At 75.6% G+C, this 21,026-nt stretch carries 17 protein-coding genes, 1 tRNA gene and 1 riboswitch; of the genes, 12 read left to right on the top strand and 6 right to left on the bottom strand.

All coding sequences use genetic code 11. From position 1 onward, the window contains the following. Positions 1 to 62 precede the first annotated feature (62 nt). Entirely contained in the window at positions 63 to 755 is a 693-nt protein-coding gene (locus tag F1544_RS11735) for an NUDIX hydrolase (protein ID WP_167585479.1), read from the bottom strand. 212 nt (positions 756 to 967) lie between these two features. Next, entirely contained in the window at positions 968 to 1,834 is an 867-nt protein-coding gene (locus tag F1544_RS11730; protein WP_167585476.1) for an NAD(P)-dependent oxidoreductase, read from the bottom strand. A 401-nt stretch (positions 1,835 to 2,235) separates the two neighbouring features. On the opposite strand from F1544_RS11730, the gene F1544_RS11725 reads away from it, so the two are divergent. Continuing rightward, positions 2,236 to 3,534, top strand: a complete 1,299-nt coding sequence (locus tag F1544_RS11725) for an MFS transporter (RefSeq protein WP_167585474.1) — start codon at positions 2,236 to 2,238, stop codon at positions 3,532 to 3,534. An 87-nt stretch (positions 3,535 to 3,621) separates the two neighbouring features. After that, entirely contained in the window at positions 3,622 to 4,452 is an 831-nt protein-coding gene (locus F1544_RS11720; protein ID WP_167585472.1) for an oxidoreductase, read from the top strand. Positions 4,453 to 4,470: 18 nt separating this feature from the next. Here F1544_RS11720 and F1544_RS11715 read toward each other — a convergent pair whose 3' ends face one another. Further along, complete coding sequence (locus F1544_RS11715; protein ID WP_167585470.1) at positions 4,471 to 5,376, bottom strand: LysR substrate-binding domain-containing protein; 906 nt, start codon at positions 5,374 to 5,376, stop codon at positions 4,471 to 4,473. Positions 5,377 to 5,570: 194 nt separating this feature from the next. Here F1544_RS11715 and F1544_RS11710 point away from each other — a divergent pair, with 194 nt between their 5' ends. Beyond that, positions 5,571 to 6,614: an LGFP repeat-containing protein gene (locus F1544_RS11710; RefSeq protein ID WP_167585468.1), complete on the top strand. Its 1,044-nt coding sequence runs from the start codon at positions 5,571 to 5,573 to the stop codon at positions 6,612 to 6,614. A 37-nt stretch (positions 6,615 to 6,651) separates the two neighbouring features. Here F1544_RS11710 and F1544_RS11705 read toward each other — a convergent pair whose 3' ends face one another. Continuing rightward, positions 6,652 to 8,016, bottom strand: a complete 1,365-nt coding sequence (locus tag F1544_RS11705; protein WP_167585466.1) for a cryptochrome/photolyase family protein — start codon at positions 8,014 to 8,016, stop codon at positions 6,652 to 6,654. A gap of 131 nt (positions 8,017 to 8,147) precedes the next feature. On the opposite strand from F1544_RS11705, the gene F1544_RS11700 reads away from it, so the two are divergent. From F1544_RS11700 to F1544_RS11660, 9 genes are all read left to right on the top strand, one after another. Further along, the gene (locus tag F1544_RS11700) at positions 8,148 to 8,834 is read left to right on the top strand and encodes an iron-dependent transcriptional repressor DtxR (protein ID WP_167585464.1); all 687 of its coding nucleotides are present in this window, start codon (positions 8,148 to 8,150) and stop codon (positions 8,832 to 8,834) included. A gap of 258 nt (positions 8,835 to 9,092) precedes the next feature. Further along, positions 9,093 to 9,225: riboswitch (cyclic di-AMP (ydaO/yuaA leader) on the top strand. Positions 9,226 to 9,312: 87 nt separating this feature from the next. Then, a complete protein-coding gene (locus tag F1544_RS11695; RefSeq protein WP_308470023.1) occupies positions 9,313 to 10,131 on the top strand; it encodes a C40 family peptidase in 819 nt (272 codons plus the stop codon). A 358-nt stretch (positions 10,132 to 10,489) separates the two neighbouring features. After that, positions 10,490 to 10,981 (top strand): HNH endonuclease, encoded by a 492-nt coding sequence (locus F1544_RS11690; RefSeq protein ID WP_167585528.1) that lies wholly within the window; start codon positions 10,490 to 10,492, stop codon positions 10,979 to 10,981. Between the two features lie 138 nt (positions 10,982 to 11,119). Then, positions 11,120 to 14,578: an ATP-binding cassette domain-containing protein gene (locus tag F1544_RS11685; protein WP_167585459.1), complete on the top strand. Its 3,459-nt coding sequence runs from the start codon at positions 11,120 to 11,122 to the stop codon at positions 14,576 to 14,578. 145 nt (positions 14,579 to 14,723) lie between these two features. Continuing rightward, positions 14,724 to 15,089 carry a hypothetical protein gene (locus F1544_RS24405; RefSeq protein ID WP_167585456.1) on the top strand — a complete coding sequence of 122 codons (366 nt, stop codon included), beginning with the start codon at positions 14,724 to 14,726 and terminating at the stop codon, positions 15,087 to 15,089. After that, positions 15,086 to 15,307, top strand: a complete 222-nt coding sequence (locus F1544_RS24400) for an RNA-binding S4 domain-containing protein (protein ID WP_167585453.1) — start codon at positions 15,086 to 15,088, stop codon at positions 15,305 to 15,307. The genes F1544_RS24405 and F1544_RS24400 overlap by 4 nt, the downstream gene beginning before the upstream one ends. Positions 15,308 to 15,337: 30 nt before the next feature. Further along, on the top strand, positions 15,338 to 16,246 hold the full coding sequence (gene murQ, locus F1544_RS11670; protein ID WP_167585450.1) for an N-acetylmuramic acid 6-phosphate etherase: 909 nt from the start codon (positions 15,338 to 15,340) through the stop codon (positions 16,244 to 16,246). Between the two features lie 254 nt (positions 16,247 to 16,500). Further along, the gene (treS, locus tag F1544_RS11665; RefSeq protein WP_373368075.1) at positions 16,501 to 18,720 is read left to right on the top strand and encodes a maltose alpha-D-glucosyltransferase; all 2,220 of its coding nucleotides are present in this window, start codon (positions 16,501 to 16,503) and stop codon (positions 18,718 to 18,720) included. Positions 18,721 to 18,766: 46 nt separating this feature from the next. Further along, positions 18,767 to 19,732, top strand: a complete 966-nt coding sequence (locus F1544_RS11660) for a threonine/serine dehydratase (RefSeq protein ID WP_167585444.1) — start codon at positions 18,767 to 18,769, stop codon at positions 19,730 to 19,732. Positions 19,733 to 19,992: 260 nt separating this feature from the next. Here F1544_RS11660 and F1544_RS26325 read toward each other — a convergent pair whose 3' ends face one another. Together F1544_RS26325 and F1544_RS11650 are read right to left on the bottom strand one after the other, a co-directional pair. Further along, on the bottom strand, positions 19,993 to 20,658 hold the full coding sequence (locus F1544_RS26325; protein ID WP_167585441.1) for a PAS domain-containing protein: 666 nt from the start codon (positions 20,656 to 20,658) through the stop codon (positions 19,993 to 19,995). A gap of 278 nt (positions 20,659 to 20,936) precedes the next feature. Then, positions 20,937 to 21,009 (bottom strand) — tRNA-Arg (locus F1544_RS11650). Between the last annotated feature and the right edge of the window lie 17 nt (positions 21,010 to 21,026).

The raw sequence follows: 21,026 nt of genomic DNA, 5'->3' as shown, positions 1-21,026 counted from the left end.
GGACGCGCGGGGACGAGAGCCGGCCGGGGGCCGGGAGCGTGCGGGTGGTGCGGCGGGCGGGCTCAGGCGAGCGGGCCCACGTCCTGGAACGGGCCGGTGGAACCCGCGGCGACGAGCGCCCGGTAGAGCCGGGGCGGGCGGTGCCGGCCGCCCGTGAGGCGCTCCTCGGTGGGGGCGATGGTCCCGGAGCCCTCGATCTGGCGGCGGAAGTTCGCCGGGTCGAGCGGGCGCTGCAGGATCGCCTCGTGGACCTCGCGCAGCTGCGCGAGGGAGAACCGCTCGCCGAGGAAGTGCAGGGCGACGTGGGCGTGCTGCACCTTGCTGCGCAACCGGAACAGGGCGTAGCGGACGATCTCGTCGTGGTCGAAGGCGAGCCCCGTGCAGTCGTCGGCGGACGTCCACCGGACGTTGTCGCCCTCGACCGCGGTGGCGGCCTCGTGGTTCCTCACCAGCGCGGAGTAGACGACCGAGACGACCCGCTGGCCGGGGGAGCGGTCGACCCCGCCGAACGTGTAGAGCTGCTCCAGGTAGCTCGGGCGCAGGCCGGTCGTCTCGGCCAGGGTGCGCCGGCCGGCGTCGCTCAGGCTCTCCTCGGTGCGCACCCAGCCCCCGGGCAGCGCCCACTGGTCGCAGAACGGGTCCCGCGTGCGGCGCACGAGCGGGAGGTGGACGCGCACCTGCCCGTCGCGGTCGGGCAGCAGGGCGAAGATCACGGTGGACACCGCGACGAGGATCGCCTGCGAGGTGCCGTTCATCGGGTGCGCCGCCGTCTCGGGTGCCTGCCGGACCCTCTGCTCCAGATGAGTAAAGGTGGTTCCGACAACAACTGCTGGGTTGCACAGTAGGCGATGCCCCGCGCGCCGGGCAAGCCGCCCCCGCGTGTTCGGGTGGTTCCGACCCTCAGTCGGCCTGGACGGGCCGTCCGCCGGCCCGCGGTCCCCCTTCGGACCACGGGCCGGCGACCGCGTCAGCCCCGGCGGTCGTGCGCCCGGATGACCGTGCTGACGTCCTCGTCGCCGTGCCCGGCCTCGACGACGGTCCGGAAGTGGTCTCGCACCGTCGCCGGCAGCGCGGCCTCCGCGCCCGCCGCGGCCGCGGCCTCGAGCACCAGCTCCAGGTCTTTGAGCCCGCCGGCGGCGCCGAACTGCGGGGCGTGCTCGCCGGCGATCATCGCCTTGCCCTTGAGCTGCACGTAGGGGGCGTCCATCGCCCCGCCCGCGACGGCGGCCAGGAAGTCCGCCGGGTCCAACCCGAGGTCGCGGGCCAGGGCGACCGACGTGGCGACGCCGTCGACGACCGTCAGCACCCAGGCGTTGCACACGAGCTTCAGCCGGGTGGCGTCGCCGACCCCGTCCAGCCACACCGTCCGCTGGCCGATCGCTTCGAAGACGCCCTCGACGCGCTCGCGGACCGCGCCCGCGCCGCCGGCCAGGACGGTCAGCGCGCCGTCGGCCGCCGGGCCCTTGGTCCCGAGGACGGGCGCGTCGACGTAGGTCAGGCCGAGCTCGGCGGCGACGGCGGCCAGCCGCTCGGTGCCCGCGACCCCCACCGTCGAGGTCTGCACCCACACCGCCCCGGGCGCGAAGCCCGGGGCCGCGGCGCGCACGGTGGACTCGACGCTGTCCGCGTCCCACAGCATCGTCAGGACGACGTCGGCGCCGGCGACCGCGTCGGCCGGGTCGTCCGCCACGCGGGCGACGTCGGCGAGGGCCTGCGCCTTGTCGGCGGAGCGGTTCCAGACCGCGAGGGGGAAGCCGGCGCGGGCCAGGGACCGGGCCATGCCGGCCCCCATGGTCGAGGTGCCCAGGAGGGTCACGGGGAGTCGTTCGCTCATGGCGCCATGGGCTCACGAACCGCCCGGCACCACCAGCCGGGAGGCCGCCGCCGACCCCGCTCCGGCGACGCCGCGAAACGGGGTGACAACTCCGGGGAGGCGGGTCTACCGTTCTCGTACACGAGGAAGGAGGTGGTCCAGAGCATGAGTTCTTCTCGGACACGTGAGGTGGCTGCCAGCTAGCAGCTGCGTGCAGGACGCGGACCGCTCTGGTCGCCCCGCGCAGCGCGGCGAAACCCAGGCAGTCACCGGGTCCCCGGGCGCCGGTCTGTCCATCCGGCCCTCCACCGACGTGGAGGAAGCGCCCGGGGACTTCCCCTGTCCCCGGCCCTGCGCCCCAGCTCCCGCGACGACGCGGTGAGCGGCGCAGCGGTGGCCCCGGGCCACTTACGCTGGGGGGTGTGACCCCACCACCCGCGCCCGCGCGGGAGCGCCGCCGGCTCTTCGTCGACACGGCCCCGCTGCGGGAGAACCCGCACTTCCGCCGGTTGTGGATCGGCCAGTCGCTCGCCGGCATCGGCAACCAGCTCGCCGTCGTCACGATCGGCCTGCAGGTCTACGCGCTCACCTCCTCCACCTTCTCGGTCGGCCTCGTGGGGCTCGCGGCCCTCGTGCCGCTGGTCCTGCTGGGGCTCTACGGCGGCGCGCTGGTCGACGCCCACGACCGCCGCCGCGTCGCCCTCGTCGCCTCCGTCGTGCTGTGGGTGGTCTCCCTCGCCACGGCCGCGCAGGCGTGGCTGGGTCTGGAGTCCCCGGGCCTGCTGTACGCGCTCGTCGCCGTCCAGAGCGCGGCCTTCGCGATCAACAACCCGGCCCGCTCGGCGATCCTGCCGCGGCTGGTCTCCCGCGAGCAGCTGCCCGCGGCCAACGCGCTGAACGCGACCACGTGGTCGCTGGCCCTCACGCTGGGCCCGCTGCTCGGCGGCGTCCTCGTGGCCACCTGGGGCTTCGAGGTCGCCTACACGATCGACGCCGTGACGTTCCTCGCGACGCTGTGGGGGGTGTGGCGGCTGCCGCCGCTGCCGCCCGAGCCGGGTGCCGAGGGCGTGCGGCGCGCCGGGTTCCGGTCGGTGCTGGAGGGGCTGCAGTACCTGGGCACGCAGCCCAACGTCCGCATGACCTTCCTCGTCGACCTGTGCGCCATGGTCTTCGCGATGCCCCGCGTGCTCTTCCCCGCCGTGGGCGCGGTGCTGCTCGGAGGCGGGGCCGAGACGGTCGGCGTCCTCACCGCGGGCATCGCCATCGGCTCCGTGCTCGCCGGCCTGCTGTCCGGGCCCCTGGGCGCCGTGCGCCGCCAGGGCGCGGTCGTCGTCGGCTGCATCGTCGTCTACGGCGCGTCGATCGCGGGCTTCGGGACGGTCCTCGTCCTGGCCCCCGACGGCGGGTCGTGGCGGCTGCCCGTGCTCGTGCTGCTGCTCGCCGTCTCCGGTGCGGCGGACGCGGTGAGCTCCGTGTTCCGCGGCACGATCCTGCAGGTCGCCACCCCCGACGCCATGCGCGGGCGCCTGCAGGGCGTCTTCATCGTCGTCGTCGCCGGCGGCCCGCGCCTGGGCGACCTCGTCCTCGGCTCCACGGCCGAGGTCACGGGCGAGGGGCTCGCGGCGCTGGTCGGTGGCATGCTCTGCGTCGCCGGGGTCCTGCTGCTGGCCCGCCTGCAGCCCCGCTTCGTGCGCTACGACGCGCTCGACCCCCAGCCCTGACCACTCAGCCCTGACCACTCGTCGTCTGACCACTCACCTCCGGCGCCGACCCCTGGCGCCGAGCCGACCCACCCCTGAGGAGACCCCGTGTCCACCTGGCTCATCACCGGCTGCTCCACCGGCCTCGGCCGCGCCCTCGCCGAGGCCGTCCTCGCCGCCGGCCACCAGGCGGTCGTGACGGCCCGCGACGCCGCGACGGTCCAGGACCTCGCCGACGCGCACCCCGGCACCGCCCTGGCGCTCGCCCTCGACGTGACGGACGCCGCTCAGGTGGCCGAGTCCGTGCGCGCCGCCGAGGAGCGCTTCGGCGCCGTCGACGTCCTCGTCAACAACGCCGGGTACGGCTACCGCGCGGCCGTGGAGGAGGGCGACGACGCCGACGTGCAGCGGCTCTTCGCGACGAACTTCTTCGGCGCGGTCGCCATGGTCAAGGCCGTGCTGCCGAGCATGCGCAGCCGCCGCTCCGGCGCCGTCGTCAACGTGTCGTCCATCGGTGCGCAGATCTGCCCGCCCGGATCGGGCTACTACGCCGCGGTCAAGGCCGCGCTGGAGGGCATGTCCGGGTCGCTGCGCAAGGAGCTGCAGCCGCTGGGGATCCAGGTCGTGGCCGTCGAGCCCGGCGGGTTCCGCACCGACTTCGCGGGCCGCTCGCTGACCGGCGCGACGCAGCCGATCGCCGACTACGCCGAGACGGTGGACGCGCGGCGCAAGGAGAACGACACCGCCCACGGCACCCAGCCGGGTGACCCGGCCAAGGCCGCGCGCGCGATCGTCGAGGCCGTCGAGTCGGGGTCCGCGCCCGGGCTGCTGCTCCTCGGCACCGACGCCCTGGCCGCGGCCGAGGGGATCCTCGACGCCCGCCGCGCCGAGCTCGAGCAGTGGCGCACGCTGAGCGCGAGCACCGACTTCGAGGACTGAGTGCAGGGGTTGGCCGGCCTAGACGCCGGCCAGCTCCTCCGCGCGCTCGGCGACGACCTGCAGCAGCTCGTGCAGGACCGGGCGCCGGTCGGCCCGGCGGTGGCACACCGTGAACACCACGGGGGGCAGCCCTTCAATGGCGACCGTCCGCAGCGGCGGCGGGAGCAACCGGGCGAACGGCCGGGGCATCACGGTCACGGCCCTGCTGCGCACGAGTGCGGTCAGCAAGGACCGGTGGTCGTCGGCCGCCACCTCCACCAGCCGTGCGTCGCTGCGGGCCCGCAGGTCACCCAGGTACCAGAGCCGCATGTAGGAGTCCGGCGCCCGCGGGTTGTGCAGCAGTTCCGCATCAGCGAAGTCCTCGACCGGCACCGTCACCGCGTCCGCGAACGGCGATCGCGGTCCGACCACGCCGGAGCGGTGCAGCACGGCGCACGGTGTGCTCACCACGCCGGGGTGGGTCACCGCGCCGGCCATCCAGACCACGTCCACGCTCTCGCTGACGAGGCCGCGCACCAGGTCGGTGAAGGGCAGACCCTGGCACTGCAGCGTGACGTCGGGGTGCGTTCGCCGCAGCCGGGCCCCCAGGGCGACGAGGTCGCGCCGGCGGGGGTACTCGCCCACGGCACCGGGCACCCCCAGGCGCAGGACTGTGCGCCCGGGGGAGCGCGCGGCGCGCCGGGCCGCCCGGGCCTGCTCCAGCAGCGGACCCGCCTCGCGGGCGAACCGCGCCCCGGCGGGCGTCGGGCCGGGCGCGGCCGCTGCGCCCCGCACCAGCAGGGGGACGCCGACCTGCCGCACGAGGCGCTGCACGCGCTTGGTCAGCGCCGAGGACGTGATGCTCAGGCGTGCGGCCGCCCGGCGGTGGTGACCCTCCTGCACCAGCACCAGGAAGCTCTCGACGCACACGAGGTCCAGGTCCACCGGACCGCCTCCTCCCGCCGTGCGCCGGGCCGGCGGCTCGCGCGGACGCCGGGACGTCCAGGCTGACACGCAGCCCCCGGCTGCGGAGGGTCAATGGCCGGTTCCGCATCGGAACCGGGGAGGGCCGCACGGGTGAGGCGCGCGCAGCATCGACGTGCCACACCGGCGAGGTCCACCACTGCGGAGGTCCCGAGATGACGAGCACCACGACCACCCCGTCCCTGTCGCGCACGCTGACGACCCCCCGCCCGCTCCCCGGCGGCGGGATCGTCAAGGTCTTCAGGCCGACACCGCCCGTCGACCTCCACGCGCTGTTCTGGAAGCCCTTCGAGGACGCCGTCGCGCGCCTGGGCGGCGCACCGGGAGCCCCGCTGTCGCCCGGCTCGATGCCCGAGCCCGCGGGTGAGGGCACCCGGGTCCGCTACCAGGACGGGACGGTCTACCGGCGCAAGGACGGGGGCACGGCCTGGGTCCACGGCGCCATCGAGCAGCGCTACGACCAGCTGGGCGGCGCCACGAGCTGGCTCGGCCTGCCGCTGGCCGACGAGGCAGCCTTCCCCGACGACGGCCGCATCAGCACCTTCGAGCACGGCTCGATCTACTTCTGGGGCGACACCGGGGCCATCGACCTGCGGGAGGTCGTCGTGACGTACTCGGGCCTGCTCTGCTTCGGGGAGACGGACTGGGACGGCGACCCGACGCCGAGCGAGGACGAGCCGTACGTCCTGTTCGGGCTGGCCGGCCCGGCGGGGCAGGTGAACACCCGCTCGCAGATCTACTCCGGGGTCGACGCCGGCGAGGCGCGCCCCGACCGTCTCGAGCTGTACCGGGGGCAGCCGTGCGGGCTGGTGCTGGCGGCCACCCTCATGGAGCACGACTTCGGCGATCCCGAGAAGTTCAAGCCGCTGGTCGAGGAGTTCGTCACCGAGGCGTCGAAGGCCGTGGCTGAGGCGGTGGTCTACGTGCCCGTGGTCGGGCCCGTGCTGGGGGAGATCGCGCAGAAGGTGCTGCCCAAGCTCGAACCCGTCATCACCGACTTCCTGAACGCGCTGCTCGACACGGGCGACGACACGCTGGGCAACGCCGCGTTCGCGCTGTCGGCCAGGGACATGGTCGTGCTGGCGGCCCGCACGGCGCCGGACGTCTACTACGGCGTCGTGTCCAAGCGGCAGTCGGAACTCCTCGGCGGGGGCGCGGGCGCCTCCTACAAGGTGTGCCTCGGCGTCGACGCCGTCTGAGCGCCGGGCCCCGCCCCCCTCCAACTCCGGGCGGACGTCAGCTGCGGATGCGGGCGTAGTCGTCGAGGGCGACCTTGCGCTCGTGGGCGTGGTCGACGATCCGCTCGGGGTAGCCGGAGGCGTAGCCGTCCGCGGCGTCCCACGGTTCGTGCGCCTTCGCGCCGGCGAGGTGGCGCAGCTCCGGCACGTAGCGGCGGACGTAGTCGCCCTGGGGGTCGAACTTCTTGCCCTGCGTCACGGGGTTGAACACCCGGAAGAAGGGCGCGGCGTCCGTCCCGGAACCCGCGACCCACTGCCAGCCGTGGTTGTTGCTCGCCAGGTCGCCGTCGCGCAGGAAGTGCATGAACTCCCGCGCCCCGTGGCGCCAGTCCACGTGCAGGTCCTTGACGAGGAAGCTCGCCACGATCATCCGGACCCGGTTGTGGATCCAGCCCTCGGCGCGCATCTGCCGCATCCCCGCGTCCACGACGGGGAAACCCGTCCGGCCCTCGCTCCACGCGCGGAACGCCTCACCGGGTTCGGTGTAGGCCAGCGCCTCCAGCTGCGGGCGGTAGTACTCGCGCGCCGTCTCCGGCCGGTGCCACAGCACGTCGGCGTAGAACTCCCGCCACGCGATCTCCGTGCGGTACGTCTCCGCGCCCGCGGACCGCTTGCGGCTCAGGTCGGCGAGGATCGTGCGGGGGTGCAGCTCGCCCCACTTCAGCGGCGCCGACAGCTGCGACGTGCCGTTCTGGTCCGGGCGGTCCCGGTCCGTGGCGTAGTCGTCGATGCGCTCCTCGAGGAACTCGTGCCAGCGCGCCAGGGCCGCCTTCTCGCCCGCCGCGGGCAGGGCGAGGTCGCCCAGGTCGGGTTCCGCCGGCCAGTGCGGGCCGTCGACGCCGTCGCCCGCACCGGAGGCGAAGCGGGCGTCGCCGGGGGAGACGGCGGGCCGGGGCCAGCCGTGCTCGCGCCACGCGCGGGAGAACGGCGTGAACACCTGGAACGGGGAACCGGAACCCGTGAGGAGCGTGCCGGGGCCGATCGAGTAGTTCGTGCCGGTGCGCACCAGCTCGCGGTCGTCCGCGGCGAGGGCGTGCTCGACGGCCTCGTCGCGGCGGCGGCCGTAGGGGCCCGTGTCGGCCGTGACGTGCACGCGCCGGGCCGAGGTCCGGGCGGCCACGGCGGGCAGCACCGCGACCGGGTCCCCCTCCTCCACGACGAGCCGGCCGTCGAGGGAGGCGTCCAGGGCCCGCAGCGAGCGCAGGAGGTAGGCGCGGCGCACGTCGCCGGAGGGGCCCCAGAGCGCCGGGTCGACCACGAAGAGGGGGACGACCTCCCCGTCGGCCGCGGCGGCCAGCAGGGCCGGGTGGTCGGACAAGCGCAGGTCGCGGCGGAACCAGAGCAGGGAGCGGAGTTCCGTCACGTCTGCGGACGCTATCCGCGGCACCCCCCGCCCACCACCCGGCCGCACCCGTCGCGCGGCGTGCGCCCACGGCCGGCAGGCCCCCGGGGGACGGATGCGCCCGGCGCCGCGGATGAGGGACGATGCCGGGTGTGAGCGACCTCATCGACACCACCGAGATGTACCTCAAGACGGTCTTCGAGCTCGAGGAGGAGGGCATCGTCCCGATGCGCGCCCGGATCGCCGAGCGCCTGCACCACTCGGGACCGACCGTGTCGCAGACGGTGGCGCGCATGGAGCGGGACGGGCTGCTGCACGTCGGCACCGACCGCCGGCTCGAGCTCACGGACGCGGGCAAGGCCAAGGCGATGCGGGTCATGCGCAAGCACCGGCTGACGGAGCGGCTGCTCACCGACGTCATCGGCCTCGACTGGTCGCTGGTGCACGAGGAGGCCTGCCGCTGGGAGCACGTGATCTCCGAGGAGGTCGAGCGCCGCCTCGTCGACATCCTCGACCACCCGCACTCCTCCCCGTACGGCAACCCGATCCCGGGGCTGGAGGAGCTGGGGGAGATGTGCGAGACGGAGGACTTCCGCGCCGGGGTGCAGCCGCTGACGACGCCGCAGCTGCAGGGCCGCACGGTCGTCGTCCGCCGCCTGGGGGAGCCGCTGCAGACCGACGTGCCGCTCATGGCGCGCTTCGGGGCGGCCGGGCTCACGCCGGGCGCCGAGGTCGTCGCCAAGGCCTCCGCGTCGGGTGTCGAGGTCTCCGTCGCCGGCGAGGTCGTCGACCTGTCCACGGCCGAGGCGGGCCACATCTTCGTGGGACCCGTGGACTGAGACCGGTCTCACACCCGGACGGTCCTCGGGCCGCCGGAACGCCCGTCACTCCTTGCGGTGGCGGGCGTTCGCTGCGTTCAAGGTGATGACACGTAGCGCCGATGGAAGTACGGAGAGTAGCCAGACTGGCATCTGCCCGTGATCAGTGCGTGACATCCGCGCAGCCGGTGGGTTACTGTCCACCCGCTCCCTAGGTCATGCATCCGGGGAGTCCTCACGCGGACGCCGAGCCCTGCCACCGCGAGGAGGTCCCACGACACCCATGGCAGGGGTGGGGGAACCAAGTTCCCGGGCCGAGCGAGACCTGCGGGTCGAGCAGAAGTCCTTGGGGTGAAGCCGGTGCGAACCGGCCGGGCGACCTTCCCGCCCGAACCCGACAGCTCACCTCGCAGGCGTCGGAGAGGCCACCACCTTGACCCCTCACGTCCCGGGGCGGCACCGTGCTGCCGTTCGTCCCCTCACGTCCTTCGCCCACGCGGTGACGACCACCGCGAGCGGAGCCGGTCGCGGCGTCGCCGTCCTGGCCGCCGCCGGGGGCCTGGTCGCCACGATCGCCCTCCCCGCGAGCGCCGCCCCCGAGGCTGCTCCCGCGACGGTCCCGGCGTCCGTCGCTGCGGCCGCGCCCACGGCCGTCGACAGCGCCTTCGGCACCGCGGTCCCGGCCGTCGTCTCGGCGCCCGCCGCGGCGGCCGTCGTCACCACCGCCGCGACCTTCACCGCGGTCCCGACGCCGGCCCCCGTGGTCGTCGTCCCGGCCGTGACCACGAAGGCCACCGTCTCGGTGAAGCCCGCCGTCACCGTGAAGCGCAAGGCCCGCGGCGCGACCGCGGCGCCCAAGGTCCAGGCCGTCCTCCCCGACGCCCCGGCCCCCGCGGCGGCCCAGCCGGCCGCCGCCGCTGTCGTCGAGGTCGTCGCCCAGGCGGCGCCCCCCGCGAGCGGTCTCGGCGACCGGATCCTCAACACCGCCTCGCAGTACGCGGGCCTCCCGTACGTCTACGGCGGCACCACGCCGGCCGGCTTCGACTGCTCCGGGTTCACCGGCTACGTCATGCGCCAGAACGGGGTGTCCCTGCCCCGCACGGCGAACGCCCAGAAGTCCGCGTCCACGCGCATCGACCGCTCGCAGGCCGTCCCCGGCGACCTGGTCTTCTTCTCCAGCGGTGGCCGCGCCTACCACGTCGGCATCTACGCCGGCGGCAACAAGATGTGGGACTCGCCCCGCACCGGCAAGCCCGTCGCGCTCCGCACCATCTGGAGCAGCGCGGTCACCTTCGGCCGCGTGGCCCCCGTCGCCTGATCGACCTCTCCGGCGTCCGACGAGGCCCGGCACCCCTCGGGGTGCCGGGCCTCGTCGCGTCCGCGGCTGACGCGGACGGGCGGCGACCCGCGGGCGAACCTCCGGGAAAGGCGCTGACGCGCGAGCGCTGCCGACGTACAGTGCGCTCACGACGACTGCACCCGCGGGGGAGGCTTCCGATGTCCCAGCGCACCGTGCGTCCGGACCAGGACGCCGCGCCCACGACGCCCAGCGCGCCCGGCCACGTCCGGGCGCCCCGCAGGCACCACCATCCGGTCCGCGTGCTCTCGCACGTCGTCGCCGTCAGAGGCGCCCTCCCCGCCGGGGAGGGCGCCTCTCGTCGTCTGTGGAGGTGCCTGTGCGCACGCTCGTGCTGAACGCCGGCTACGAACCCCTCGCGGTGGTGTCCTTCCGCAGGGCGCTCGTCCTCGTGCTCGCCGGGAAGGCGTCGGTGGTCCTCGCCGACGCCGAACCCGTCCTGGGCGCCTCCATGAGCCTCGAACGGCCGTCGGTCATCCTGCTGTCCCGCTACGTGCGCGTGCCCCGGGGTTCCGTCGTGCCCGTCAGCCGCCGCGGGGTGCTGCGCCGCGACCACCAGCGGTGCGCCTACTGCCGCGGGCACGCCACGACGGTCGACCACGTCCTGCCCCGCAGCCGGCGGGGACCGGACAGCTGGGAGAACCTCGTGGCCTGCTGCATCCGCTGCAACAACGCCAAGGGCAATCGGACGCCCGAGGAGATGGGCTGGGCGCTGCCCTTCCGGCCCGCCGCCCCGCGGGGCGCCTCGTGGGCGGTGCGCGGCGCCGAGCAGCCCGACCCGCGCTGGGACGAGTACCTCGCCGCCGCGTGAGCCCGACCCCGCCTGAGCCCGCCCCCCCTGAGCCGCACCCCCGCCGCCCGGAAACCCGGCGGCGCCGCGTCCACCCCACCGGCTAGCGTCGCAGGCAGGACGCGCGCCGCCGGCGCGCCGGGGTGAGGAGGCGTCGTCGTGGGAGAGCGGACGCTCACCGCACGGCGGCTCGCAGGGCCCGCGGTGAGCGCGGCCCTCGTCCTGGCGGTGGTGGCGGCGGTCGCGGAGACCGCCGCGACGGTGCTGACCGGCCGGCTCGCGCAGGACGCGACCTCGGCCCTGCTCGTCGCGCTGGCCGCGGCCCTGCTCGGGGCCACCGTGCTCGACACCGTCGGGCGCACCGTGTTCTCCGGCGCCGTCGGCCGCGCGGAGGGGGTCCTGCGCGGGGACCTCCTGCAGGCCGCGCTCGCCCAGCCGCTGCCGGCCCTCGCCGACCAGGCCGTCGGCGAGGTGCTCGACCGCGTCGACGACGACCCCCGGCAGCTGGCGCAGCTGCTGCGCACCACGGGGTGGGACCTCGCCCGCTCCCTCGCCCGCTCCTGCCTCGCGTGGGTCGTGGCCGGGCTGACGTGGTGGCCCGCGTGGATCGCGTTCCCGCTGGTCACGGCCCTGGCGCTGCTCGTCGCCCGCCCGCTCACCCGGGTCCTGGCCGCCCGCAAGGTCGTCGAGGAGACCGCCTGGACCGACCACGCCGCGCAGCTGGAGGAGGTCGTCGCGGGCCGCGACGACGTGCGCGCCAGCCTCGGTCAGGCGCACGTCGTGCGCCGCTACGCCGACCAGGCCCGCGCCGTGCTCGACGCCGTCCGCGCCACCTCCAGCGCGTCCGCCGCGGTGGGGCTGCGCACGACGCTCGTGCTGTCCGGGCTGCTCGCGGCCCTCGCCGTCGGGGGCGTCGTCCTCGTCAGCGGCGGCGGGCTGGGCGTGGGGGAGCTCGTCACCCTCTGGCTGCTGGTCGGGGGCTTCGTCGGCGACGTCACCCAGGTCAGCAACCGGCTGCCCGAGGTGCAGGCGGGCCTCGGCGCCCTGACGCGCATCCGCGGCCTGCTCGGGGCCCCGGCCGAGGACGCCGGCGGCGCCGCGGTGCCCACCGGCGCGCTGGACGTGGAGCTGCGCGACCTCTCCTTCGCCTACCCCGACGGCGGCTTCGCCCTGCAGCACGTGAGCCTCGCGGTCGCGGCCGGCACGACCCTCGCGGTCCTCGGGCGCAGCGGCGCCGGCAAGTCGACGCTGGCCTCGCTGCTCTCGCGCGCCGTCGAGCCGCCCCGGGGCGCGGTGCTGCTGGGCGGGCAGGACGTGCGCGACACGGCGATCGCGGACCTGCGCCGCGCGGTCGGCGTCGTCACCCAGCGCACCGAGCTGCTGGCCGCGACGCTCGCGGAGAACATCACCCTGTTCACGGGGGTCCCGCGGGCCGCCGTCGTCGCGGCCGTCGAGGAGCTCGGGCTCGCCGGGTGGGTGGCGACGCTGCCCGACGGGCTGGACACCCGCCTCGGCCCCGGCGGGCTGACCCTGTCCGCGGGGGAGGAGCAGCTCGTCGCCTTCGCGCGGCTGCTGGTGCGCGACGTCGGCGTCGTCGTGCTCGACGAGGCGACGGCCCGGATGGACCCCGTCACCGAGCACCGCGTCACGACGGCCGCCGAGCGCCTGCTCGTCGGGCGCACGGGCCTGCTCATCGCGCACCGTCTCTCGACGACGCGCCGCGCGCACACCGTCGCCGTCCTCGAGCGCGGGCGGCTCGTGCAGCACGGCCCCCGCGGGGAGCTCGCGAGCGCGCCGGGGCCCTTCCGCGACCTGCTCACCGCCGCGGGCGAGGAGGCGGGAGCAGGCGGGGACGTCTCGACGGCCCCGGACCCGACGCCGCGCCCGCGCCGCGACCCCGGCCCGCCGCCGCCCCGCCGGCGGCCGCGGCTGGCCCGCACCGTCCTGCAGACCGTGGCCGTCGCCCCCTCCTGGGGCGTGGTCGGGGCCCTGCTCTTCCTGGCGGTCTCGGTGCTGGGCGCCTACGGCACCCTGACCGGCTGGCTGTGGGGACTGCTCGTGCAGGACCTGCGCGCCGGCGAGGGCCTCTCCGAGGTGGCCTGGACCACGGCCGGGCTGTGCGCGAGCCTGCTCCTGCTGCCCCCCGCGCTCGCGGGCGCCTTCCGCGTCTACCCCCTGTGGTGGAACCTCGTCACGCTGCAGCTGCGCCTGGCCGTCCTGCGCGGGCAGACGCGCCAGCGCCGCCTGCTGCGCACCCCGCCCGGGGAGGTCACGGCCCGCTGCCTGGACTCCGAGCGGCTCGTCCTCTACGCCGACCGCTGGGTCGACGTCGTCATCGGCGCGGTCGTCGTCGTGGTCACCGGCGTCACCTCGGGGAGCGTCGCGGCGGCCGGCGTGGTCGCCGCCGTCATGGCGCTGTCCGCGGCCGTCTCCGTGGCGGGCGCCCCCGTGGCGGGCGCCTCGGGCCGCACGGCGGGCGACGCCCGGGTGGCCTTCGGTCGCTCGCTCGCCTCCAGCCTGGACGCCGCGCGCACGGTCAAGCTCGCCGCCGCGGGACCCGCTGTGCTGCAGCACCTCGCGGACGTCGACCGGCACCGCGTCGCGGCCAGCGTGCGGGAGTTCCGGGTCCGCGCGCTGCTCGACGGCGTCCCGGGCCTGCTGGTCCAGACCGCCACCGTCGCCACCTGGGTCGCCTACCTCGCCGGTGTCTGGGACATCGCCACCACCCTCCTCGTCGCCACGACGCTCGCGGGCGCGACGTGGTTCGGGACCGTCGCGGGGGCCGCCGTCACCGAGGCCCCCGTGGCGCGGGAGTGGGTCCGGGCCATGACGGAGCTCGCCGGCGGCGACGAGCTCGTGGCCCTGCCCCCGGGCGTCGACCTGCGGCGCGGGCTGGCCCCGCGGCCCGCCGTGCCCGGGCGGCGGCCCCTGCGGCAGCTGCGCCTGGACGGCCTCGCCGCGGTCCACGACGACGGGACGGTCGGCGTGCAGGGCGTCGACCTCACGGTGCACGCGGGCGAGCTGGTCCTGCTCGCGGGCCGCGTCGGGTCCGGGAAGTCCAGCCTCCTCGGGGCGCTCGCGGGCCTGCTCGACCACGAGGGCTCGCTGCGCTGGAACGACGACGAGGTGGCCGATCCGCAGACCTTCCTGCGCCCCGGGCAGGTCTGCTTCGTCGCCCAGGTGCCGCGGGTCCTGTCGGGGTCCTTCTCCGACAACGTGCGCCTGGACCACGAGCACCCGCAGGAGCGGCTCACGGCCGCCTTCGACGACGCCCGCCTGCGCGCCGACCTGCTCGACGCCGGCGGGTCCGCGGCGCTGGTCGGCCACCGCGGCGTGCGGCTGTCCGGCGGGCAGGTGCAGCGCCTCGCCCTGGCCCGGGCGCTGGCCACCGGCGCGGACCTGCTCGTCGCCGACGACGTCTCCTCCGCCCTCGACGCGCGCACCGAGGTCGAGCTGTGGGAGGCGCTGCGGCGCAGGGGGGTCACGGTGGTCGGGTCGTCCTCGAAGCGCTCCGCGCTGCTGCGCGCGGACCGCGTCGTCGTGCTCGACGACGGGCGGGTCGCCGCGAGCGGGCCGTGGCGCGAGCTGCAGGAGGCGTGGGGGCACCTCGCCGGCTGACTCGCCGGGGCCTGTCGCCGGCTGGTCCTGCCGGGTACGACCTCCGGGGGGTGCGCGGATGGTCCCGCGGGCGGAGGCGACGGCCCGGACGCGGTGAGACCCTGGGAGCCGATTCGATCGGGGCTGCGGCCCCGGAGGAGGAACCATGACGGAACGCCAGGGCGGCGACCCCATCGACGACGTGCTGCAGCGGCTGCTGCGCACCGGCCGCTTCGACCCGACGGCGCAGCGGCTGGCCAGCGACGGCATCGACCGCGTGCGGTCCTTCCTGTCCGGCGCGGCCGCGACCGAGCCGGCCCCTGCGACGCCGAGCACCCCCGAGCCGGTCACGCCCGAGCCCGTCACGCCGGAGGCCGTCGCCTCCCCGCCCGGTTCGCGCCCCTTCCTCACCCACGTGGTGCCGCTGGCCGACGGCGGTTCCGCCGAGCTCCGCGTGCCCGAGCGCCTCACCCGCGCCGAGGCCGAGCGCCTCGCGACCGTCCTGGCCGCGCTCGCGGTCGACGACGCGTGAGCGAGCCGGAGGACGTCACCGTCACGGGCCTCGTCCGCCTCGGTCAGCTGCTGAAGCTGGCCGGTGCGGTGGGGACCGGCGGGGAGGCGCGCGAGGTGCTCGCGGCGGGGGAGGTCCTCGTCAACGGCGAGGTCGACGACCGTCGCGGGCGGCAGCTGTCCGACGGCGACGTCGTCGAGCTCGGCGGCCACAGCTGGCGGGTGCTCGTCGAGGGCTGAGCCGCCCGGGCGCTGGCTACTGTTCCCGCCATGCCCTCCGACGACCCCCTCGACGCCCTGGCCACCGAGGCCCTCGACGGGACCGGGACCGACCTGGCGGCGCTGGCGACCGCGGACCTGGTCCGGCTGGTCAACGACGCCGACGCCGATGTCGCCGGGCTGGTGCGCACCCAGCTGCCGGTGATCGGCGCGGCCGTCGACGCGATCGCCGAGCGGATGGCGCGCGGGGGCCGGCTGGTCCACGTCGGCGCGGGCACGTCCGGGCGCCTCGGCGTCCTCGACGCCTCGGAGATCCCGCCGACGTTCGGCACGCCGCCGGGGCTCGTGGTCGGGCTGATCGCCGGCGGCCCCGCCGCCCTGGTCAGCGCGGTCGAGGGCGCCGAGGACGACGCCGGGGCCGGTGCGCGCGACGTCGAGGCGCTGGCGCTCACGGAGGCCGACACGGTCGTGGGCATCGCCGCGAGCGGCCGCACGCCGTACGTGCTGGGCGCGCTCGCCGCGGCCCGCGCCCACGGCTGCCTCACGATCGCGGTGTCCTGCAACACCTCCACGCCGCTGTCCGCGGCGGCCGACCTCGGCATCGAGGTCCCGGTGGGCCCGGAGGTCGTGCGGGGTTCCACGCGGCTGCGCTCCGGCACCGCCACGAAGATGGTCCTGAACACGCTCTCGACCCTCGCGATGGTCCGCCTCGGCAAGACCTACGGGAACCTCATGGTCGACCTGCGGGCGACCAACGAGAAGCTGCGCCGCCGCGCCGTGCGCATCGTCGTGACCGCGAGCGGCGCGGGCGAGGACGAGGCCGCCGCGGCGCTCGCGGCGGCGGACGGGCACGCCAAGACGGCCGTCGCGATGCTCGTCCTCGGCGTCGGCGCGCCGGCGGCCCGGGCCGCGCTGGAGGCGGCCGGCGGCCAGCTCGGCGACGTCGTGGGGCACCGCTGAGCGCTGCCGCGCCGCCGTCCGCCGCGCGGCGCGCTCACGGAGTCGAGGATCCGCCTCATCTGTGATGAGGTGATCGGCGGGCTCGGCGGCCGGCACGGCCGTCAGGGACGCACACACCGAGGTCAGCAGGAGGCACGCGCGTGGACGAGGCAGTCGGGCAGGGAGTCGTCGAGGAGCGGACCGGGGGCACGCCCGCACCGGCCGTCGAGGACCAGCCGGCGGACCTCGAGGTCGTCGAGCACGAGCCGAGCGAGATCACCTACGACGAGGCCCGCTACCCGGCGCGGCCCCGCAGCCTGCGCCCGCAGGCGCGTCTGCGCCCGGCCGACCACGCCGCGCTCCGCGTCTCCTCCGAAGGGCCGGCCGACGCGGGCAACGCCGAGTACGTCCGGTGGCTGCTGTCGAAGTCGATGCTCTCCGACGCCGCGGCCATCAGCCGGCAGTTCTCCGGCAAGGCGAGCATGTGGCAAAACCCCTACGCCAAGCCCGACGCGCGCCGCGCCCTGGACACGGCGTCGGTGTGGTTCACGGCCTACCCGATCTCGCTGGTGACGGCGCCCGGCACCTCCTTCCTCGCCGCGCTCGGCGACCCGGCGCTGTGGCGGGCGTTCCAGGAGATCGGCATCGACGCCGTGCACACCGGACCCGTCAAGAACGCCGGCGGCCTCGACGGCTGGCGCCAGACGCCCAGCGTCGACGGCCACTTCGACCGCATCTCCACCGAGATCGACCCGACGTTCGGCACCGAGGAGGAGTTCCGCCAGGTCTGCCGCGTCGCGGCCGCGCACGACGGCAGCGTCATCGACGACATCGTCCCCGGTCACACGGGCAAGGGCGCGGACTTCCGCCTCGCGGAGATGAACCACGGCGACTACCCGGGGATCTACCACATGGTGGAGATCGACCCGGAGCACTGGCACCTGCTGCCCGACGTCGCGCCGGGCCACGACGCGGCCAACCTCGACGCGGCCGCGGAGGCCGCGCTGCACGAGCGCGGGTTCATCATCGGCCAGCTGCAGCGCGTCATCTTCTACGCGCCCGGCATCAAGGAGACGAACTGGTCGGCGACCCGCGAGGTCGTGGGCGTCGACGGCGTCGCGCGCCGCTGGGTGTACCTGCACTACTTCAAGCAGGGGCAGCCGTCGATCAACTGGCTGGACCCCTCCTTCGCGGGCATGAAGCTCGTCATCGGCGACGCCCTGCACTCCCTCGGCGACCTCGGCACGAGCGCGCTGCGCCTGGACGCCAACGGCTTCCTCGGGGTGGAGAAGAGCGCCGAGGGCCCCGCGTGGTCGGAGGGCCACCCGCTGTCGGAGGCCGCGAACCACCTCATCGCCGGGATGGTCCGCAAGGTCGGGGGTTTCACCTTCCAGGAGCTGAACCTCACGATCGAGGACATCCGCGACACCTCCGAGGTGGGCGCGGACCTGTCCTACGACTTCATCAACCGTCCCGCCTACCAGCACGCGCTGGCCACGGGGGACACGGAGTTCCTGCGCCTGACGCTGCGCACCTCGCTGGAGCTGGGCGTCGACCCGGCCTCGCTCGTGCACGCCCTGCAGAACCACGACGAGCTGACCTACGAGCTCGTCCACTGGGCCACCCGCCACGCCGAGGACGTGTACGCCTTCCGCGGCCGCGACACCACGGGCGCCGAGCTGGCCGAGACGATCCGCGCCGACCTCACGCGCCACCTGACGGGCGACGCCGGCCCCTACAACCAGGTGTTCACGACCAACGGGATCGCCTGCACCTCCGCCAGCGTCATCGCCGCCACCCGCGGGCACCGCGACCTCGACGCGCTGACCGAGGACGACGTCGAGCAGATCCGCCGCGCGCACCTGCTGCTGGCCATGTTCAACGCGTGGCAGCCCGGGGTGTTCGCCCTGTCCGGCTGGGACCTGCTCGGCATGCTGCCGCTGCCCGCGGAGAGCATCCGCCCGCTGCTCACCTCCGGCGACACCCGCTGGATCGAGCGCGCCTCCCACGACCTCATGGGCGTGGCGCCCGAGGCCACGGTGTCCAGCTCGGGCGTCCCGGTCGGCCGCTCGCTCTACGGCACCATCCCCGAGCAGCTGGCGTCGGAGACGTCGTTCGTCCGGCGCCTGTCCGGCGTCCTCGACGTCCGCTCCCGCCACAAGATCGCCACGGCGCGCCAGATCGACATCCCCGCGGTGGCGCACCCGAGCATGCTCGTCCTGGTCCACGCCCTCGACCCGGCCGACCACGGCGGCCGCGAGGCGCTGCAGGTCACGGTGCTGAACTTCGGCGCCGAGACCATCGAGGGCTCGGTGCGCTCGGAGACGTTCACGCCGCGCGTGCCGGTCGTCGACATGGGCACGGGTGCCGAGATCGGCTGGGTCGACGACCTGCAGAGCTTCGGCGTGTGGCTCGCGCCCTACGCGGGCATGTCGCTGCTGCTGTGCCCGGCCGACCCGGAGGCCGAGGAGCTGCGCACGGGCCCGCAGGCGTGAGCACGGCCGGCACGGCGCTCGCGGCCGTCCGCCCGGTGGGCGCCCGGTGATCACCCGCGACGACGTGCTGGCCGCGCAGGCCCGCACGGCCGGCCGCGTGCGCCGCACGCCCGTGCTGCGCGGCGAGGACCCGCGAGCGGCCGGCGGGCCCGTCTGGCTGAAGTGCGAGCACCTGCAGCACACGGGCACCTTCAAGGCCCGGGGCGCGCTGAACCGTCAGCTCGCCGCCGCCGAGCGCGGGGAGCTCGACCCGGCGGTCGGGATCGTGGCCGCCTCGGGTGGCAACGCGGGCCTGGCCAACGCCTGGGCCGCGGCGTCGCTCGTCGTGCCGGCGACGGTGTTCGTGCCCACCACCGCGCCTCGGGTGAAGGTGGACGGGCTGCGCCGCCTCGGCGCCCGCGTGCACCTGGTGGGCGCGGAGTACGCCGAGGCCTACGACGCGGCCGTGGAGCACGTCGCGAGCACCGGCGCGCTGTTCTGCCACGCCTACGACCAGCCGGACGTCGCCGCCGGGGCGGGCGTCCTCGCCGAGGAGCTGCTGGCGGACGTGCCGGACCTCGACGTCGTCGTCGTGGCCGTCGGGGGCGGGGGCCTCTTCGCCGGCGTCGCCGCGGCGCTGGCGGGGCGGGCGCAGGTCGTGGCCGTCGAGCCGGTGACCGCGCCGACGCTGCACGAGGCCCTGCACGCGGGCCGGCCCGTCGACGTGGCCGTCTCCGGCGTGGCCGCCGACGCGCTGGGCGCCCGGCGCCTGGGGCAGGTCGCCTTCGACGTCGCGCAGCGCTCCGAGCCGGTCAGCGTGCTCGTCGACGACGAGGCCATCACCGCCGCGCGGGCCGCGCTGTGGCAGGACTACCGCATCGTCGCCGAGCACGGCGCCGCCACCGCGTGGGCCGCGCTGACCAGCGGCGCGTGGAGCCCGATGCCGGGTCAGCGCGTCGCCGTCGTGGTGTGCGGTGCGAACACCGACGTGAGCACGCTGCGTCCGCTGGACGAGCCCCGCACTTCGCGCTAGCCCGACGCGGGTGCGGGGGTGCGGGGGTGCGCGCCCGCGTCGACGTCGCTCCAGGTCAGAGCGGTCGGGGGTGGAGAGGTCGCTCGTGGGCGGCGGGCGGAGGGGGTGCGTCTGGTCGCCCCGTCGCGGCCGGGGTCGAACGGGCGTTCGAGGACTGCTAGCTTCCTCCCCGGCGGGTCGGTGTGGGGAAGGCACCGACCCGCCGCCTCGCGGGTGCCTCGTGCTGACGGTCCAGCTCTCCCTGCGACCCGGACGTGTCCTCAGTCGTCGTCGGCGACGAAGCCGATCAGACGGACGGCGTCGCTGTGGATCCCGGCCACCGGCCGGGCGTGGCTCGCCCGCCAGCCGTAGTCGCCGTGGGGGAGCAGTGCCCTGAACCGGGCCTGGTAGGGGCGCCCGGTGCTGAGCGCCTCGGTGATGGCGGACTCCACGACGAAGTGGTCGTCGGGGTGGATCGCCGCCATGCCGACCGGGTGGAGCTCGCACCACCCGTCGGTGTGTCCCACCCCCAGCAGGCGAGCGGTGATCGAGTCGTAGCTGAGGACTCCGTTGCTCGAGTCGAGCTCCCACGCGCCGGCGTGCCGGGCGGGCAGCGCGGCCATCCCCCGGCTGACCGGGGTGGGCGGGAAGGTGCTGCTCGCGCTGACGCGTCGCACCAGGGCTGGAGGCAGTCCGGCGAAGCGTGCGGAGGGCTCGCCGCAGCCCGCCACGGCTTCGATGAGCTGGCGGTAGGTGAGGCAGTCTCCTCGCACCACGACCTGCTCGGCGCGACCGTCCTGCTCGTCGCCCATCAGGGTGTTCAGCAGCAGCGCCATCTGGGGGTCCGGGCCGGGTGGGGCTCCGTCGCCCCACATGTCCCCGATGAGCTGTCGCACGACCTCGGCCCGTCGCCTCAGCTGGTGCTCGTCGTCCATCCAGGTCTCCACCGGAGAACTCCTGTCGGTGCCGAGGGAGCCTCTGCCTAGACCCCACCCCAGTGACCCCGCCGTCGACGGTCGATCAGGTGTAGCACGACCGGTCAGCGGGGGTCACCCTCCGGTGCGCCGTCCGGGTGGCCGCCCGGGCTGGGACGTGCGTGACCGACGGACTCGCCCGGTTCGTCAGGCGGTGGGTCCCGCTGCTCGTGGCGACTCCGTGCGGACCGACGCGCCGGTCGTCGCGCTGCCCAACAGGTCGGCGAGCGCCTGACCTGGGACGACGCCGGTGCCCCCGGCAGGATTCGAACCTGCGACCGTCGGATTAGAAGTCCGGTGCTCTATCCGCTGAGCTACGGGGGCGTGCCGGAGGGCACCCT

The sequence above is a fragment of the Kineococcus rubinsiae genome (assembly GCF_011839805.1).
Classification (GTDB): Bacteria; Actinomycetota; Actinomycetes; order Actinomycetales; family Kineococcaceae; genus Kineococcus; species Kineococcus rubinsiae.
Note: the sequence above shows the minus strand (reverse complement) of the source record. Positions and strands in the feature narration are given on the sequence as shown.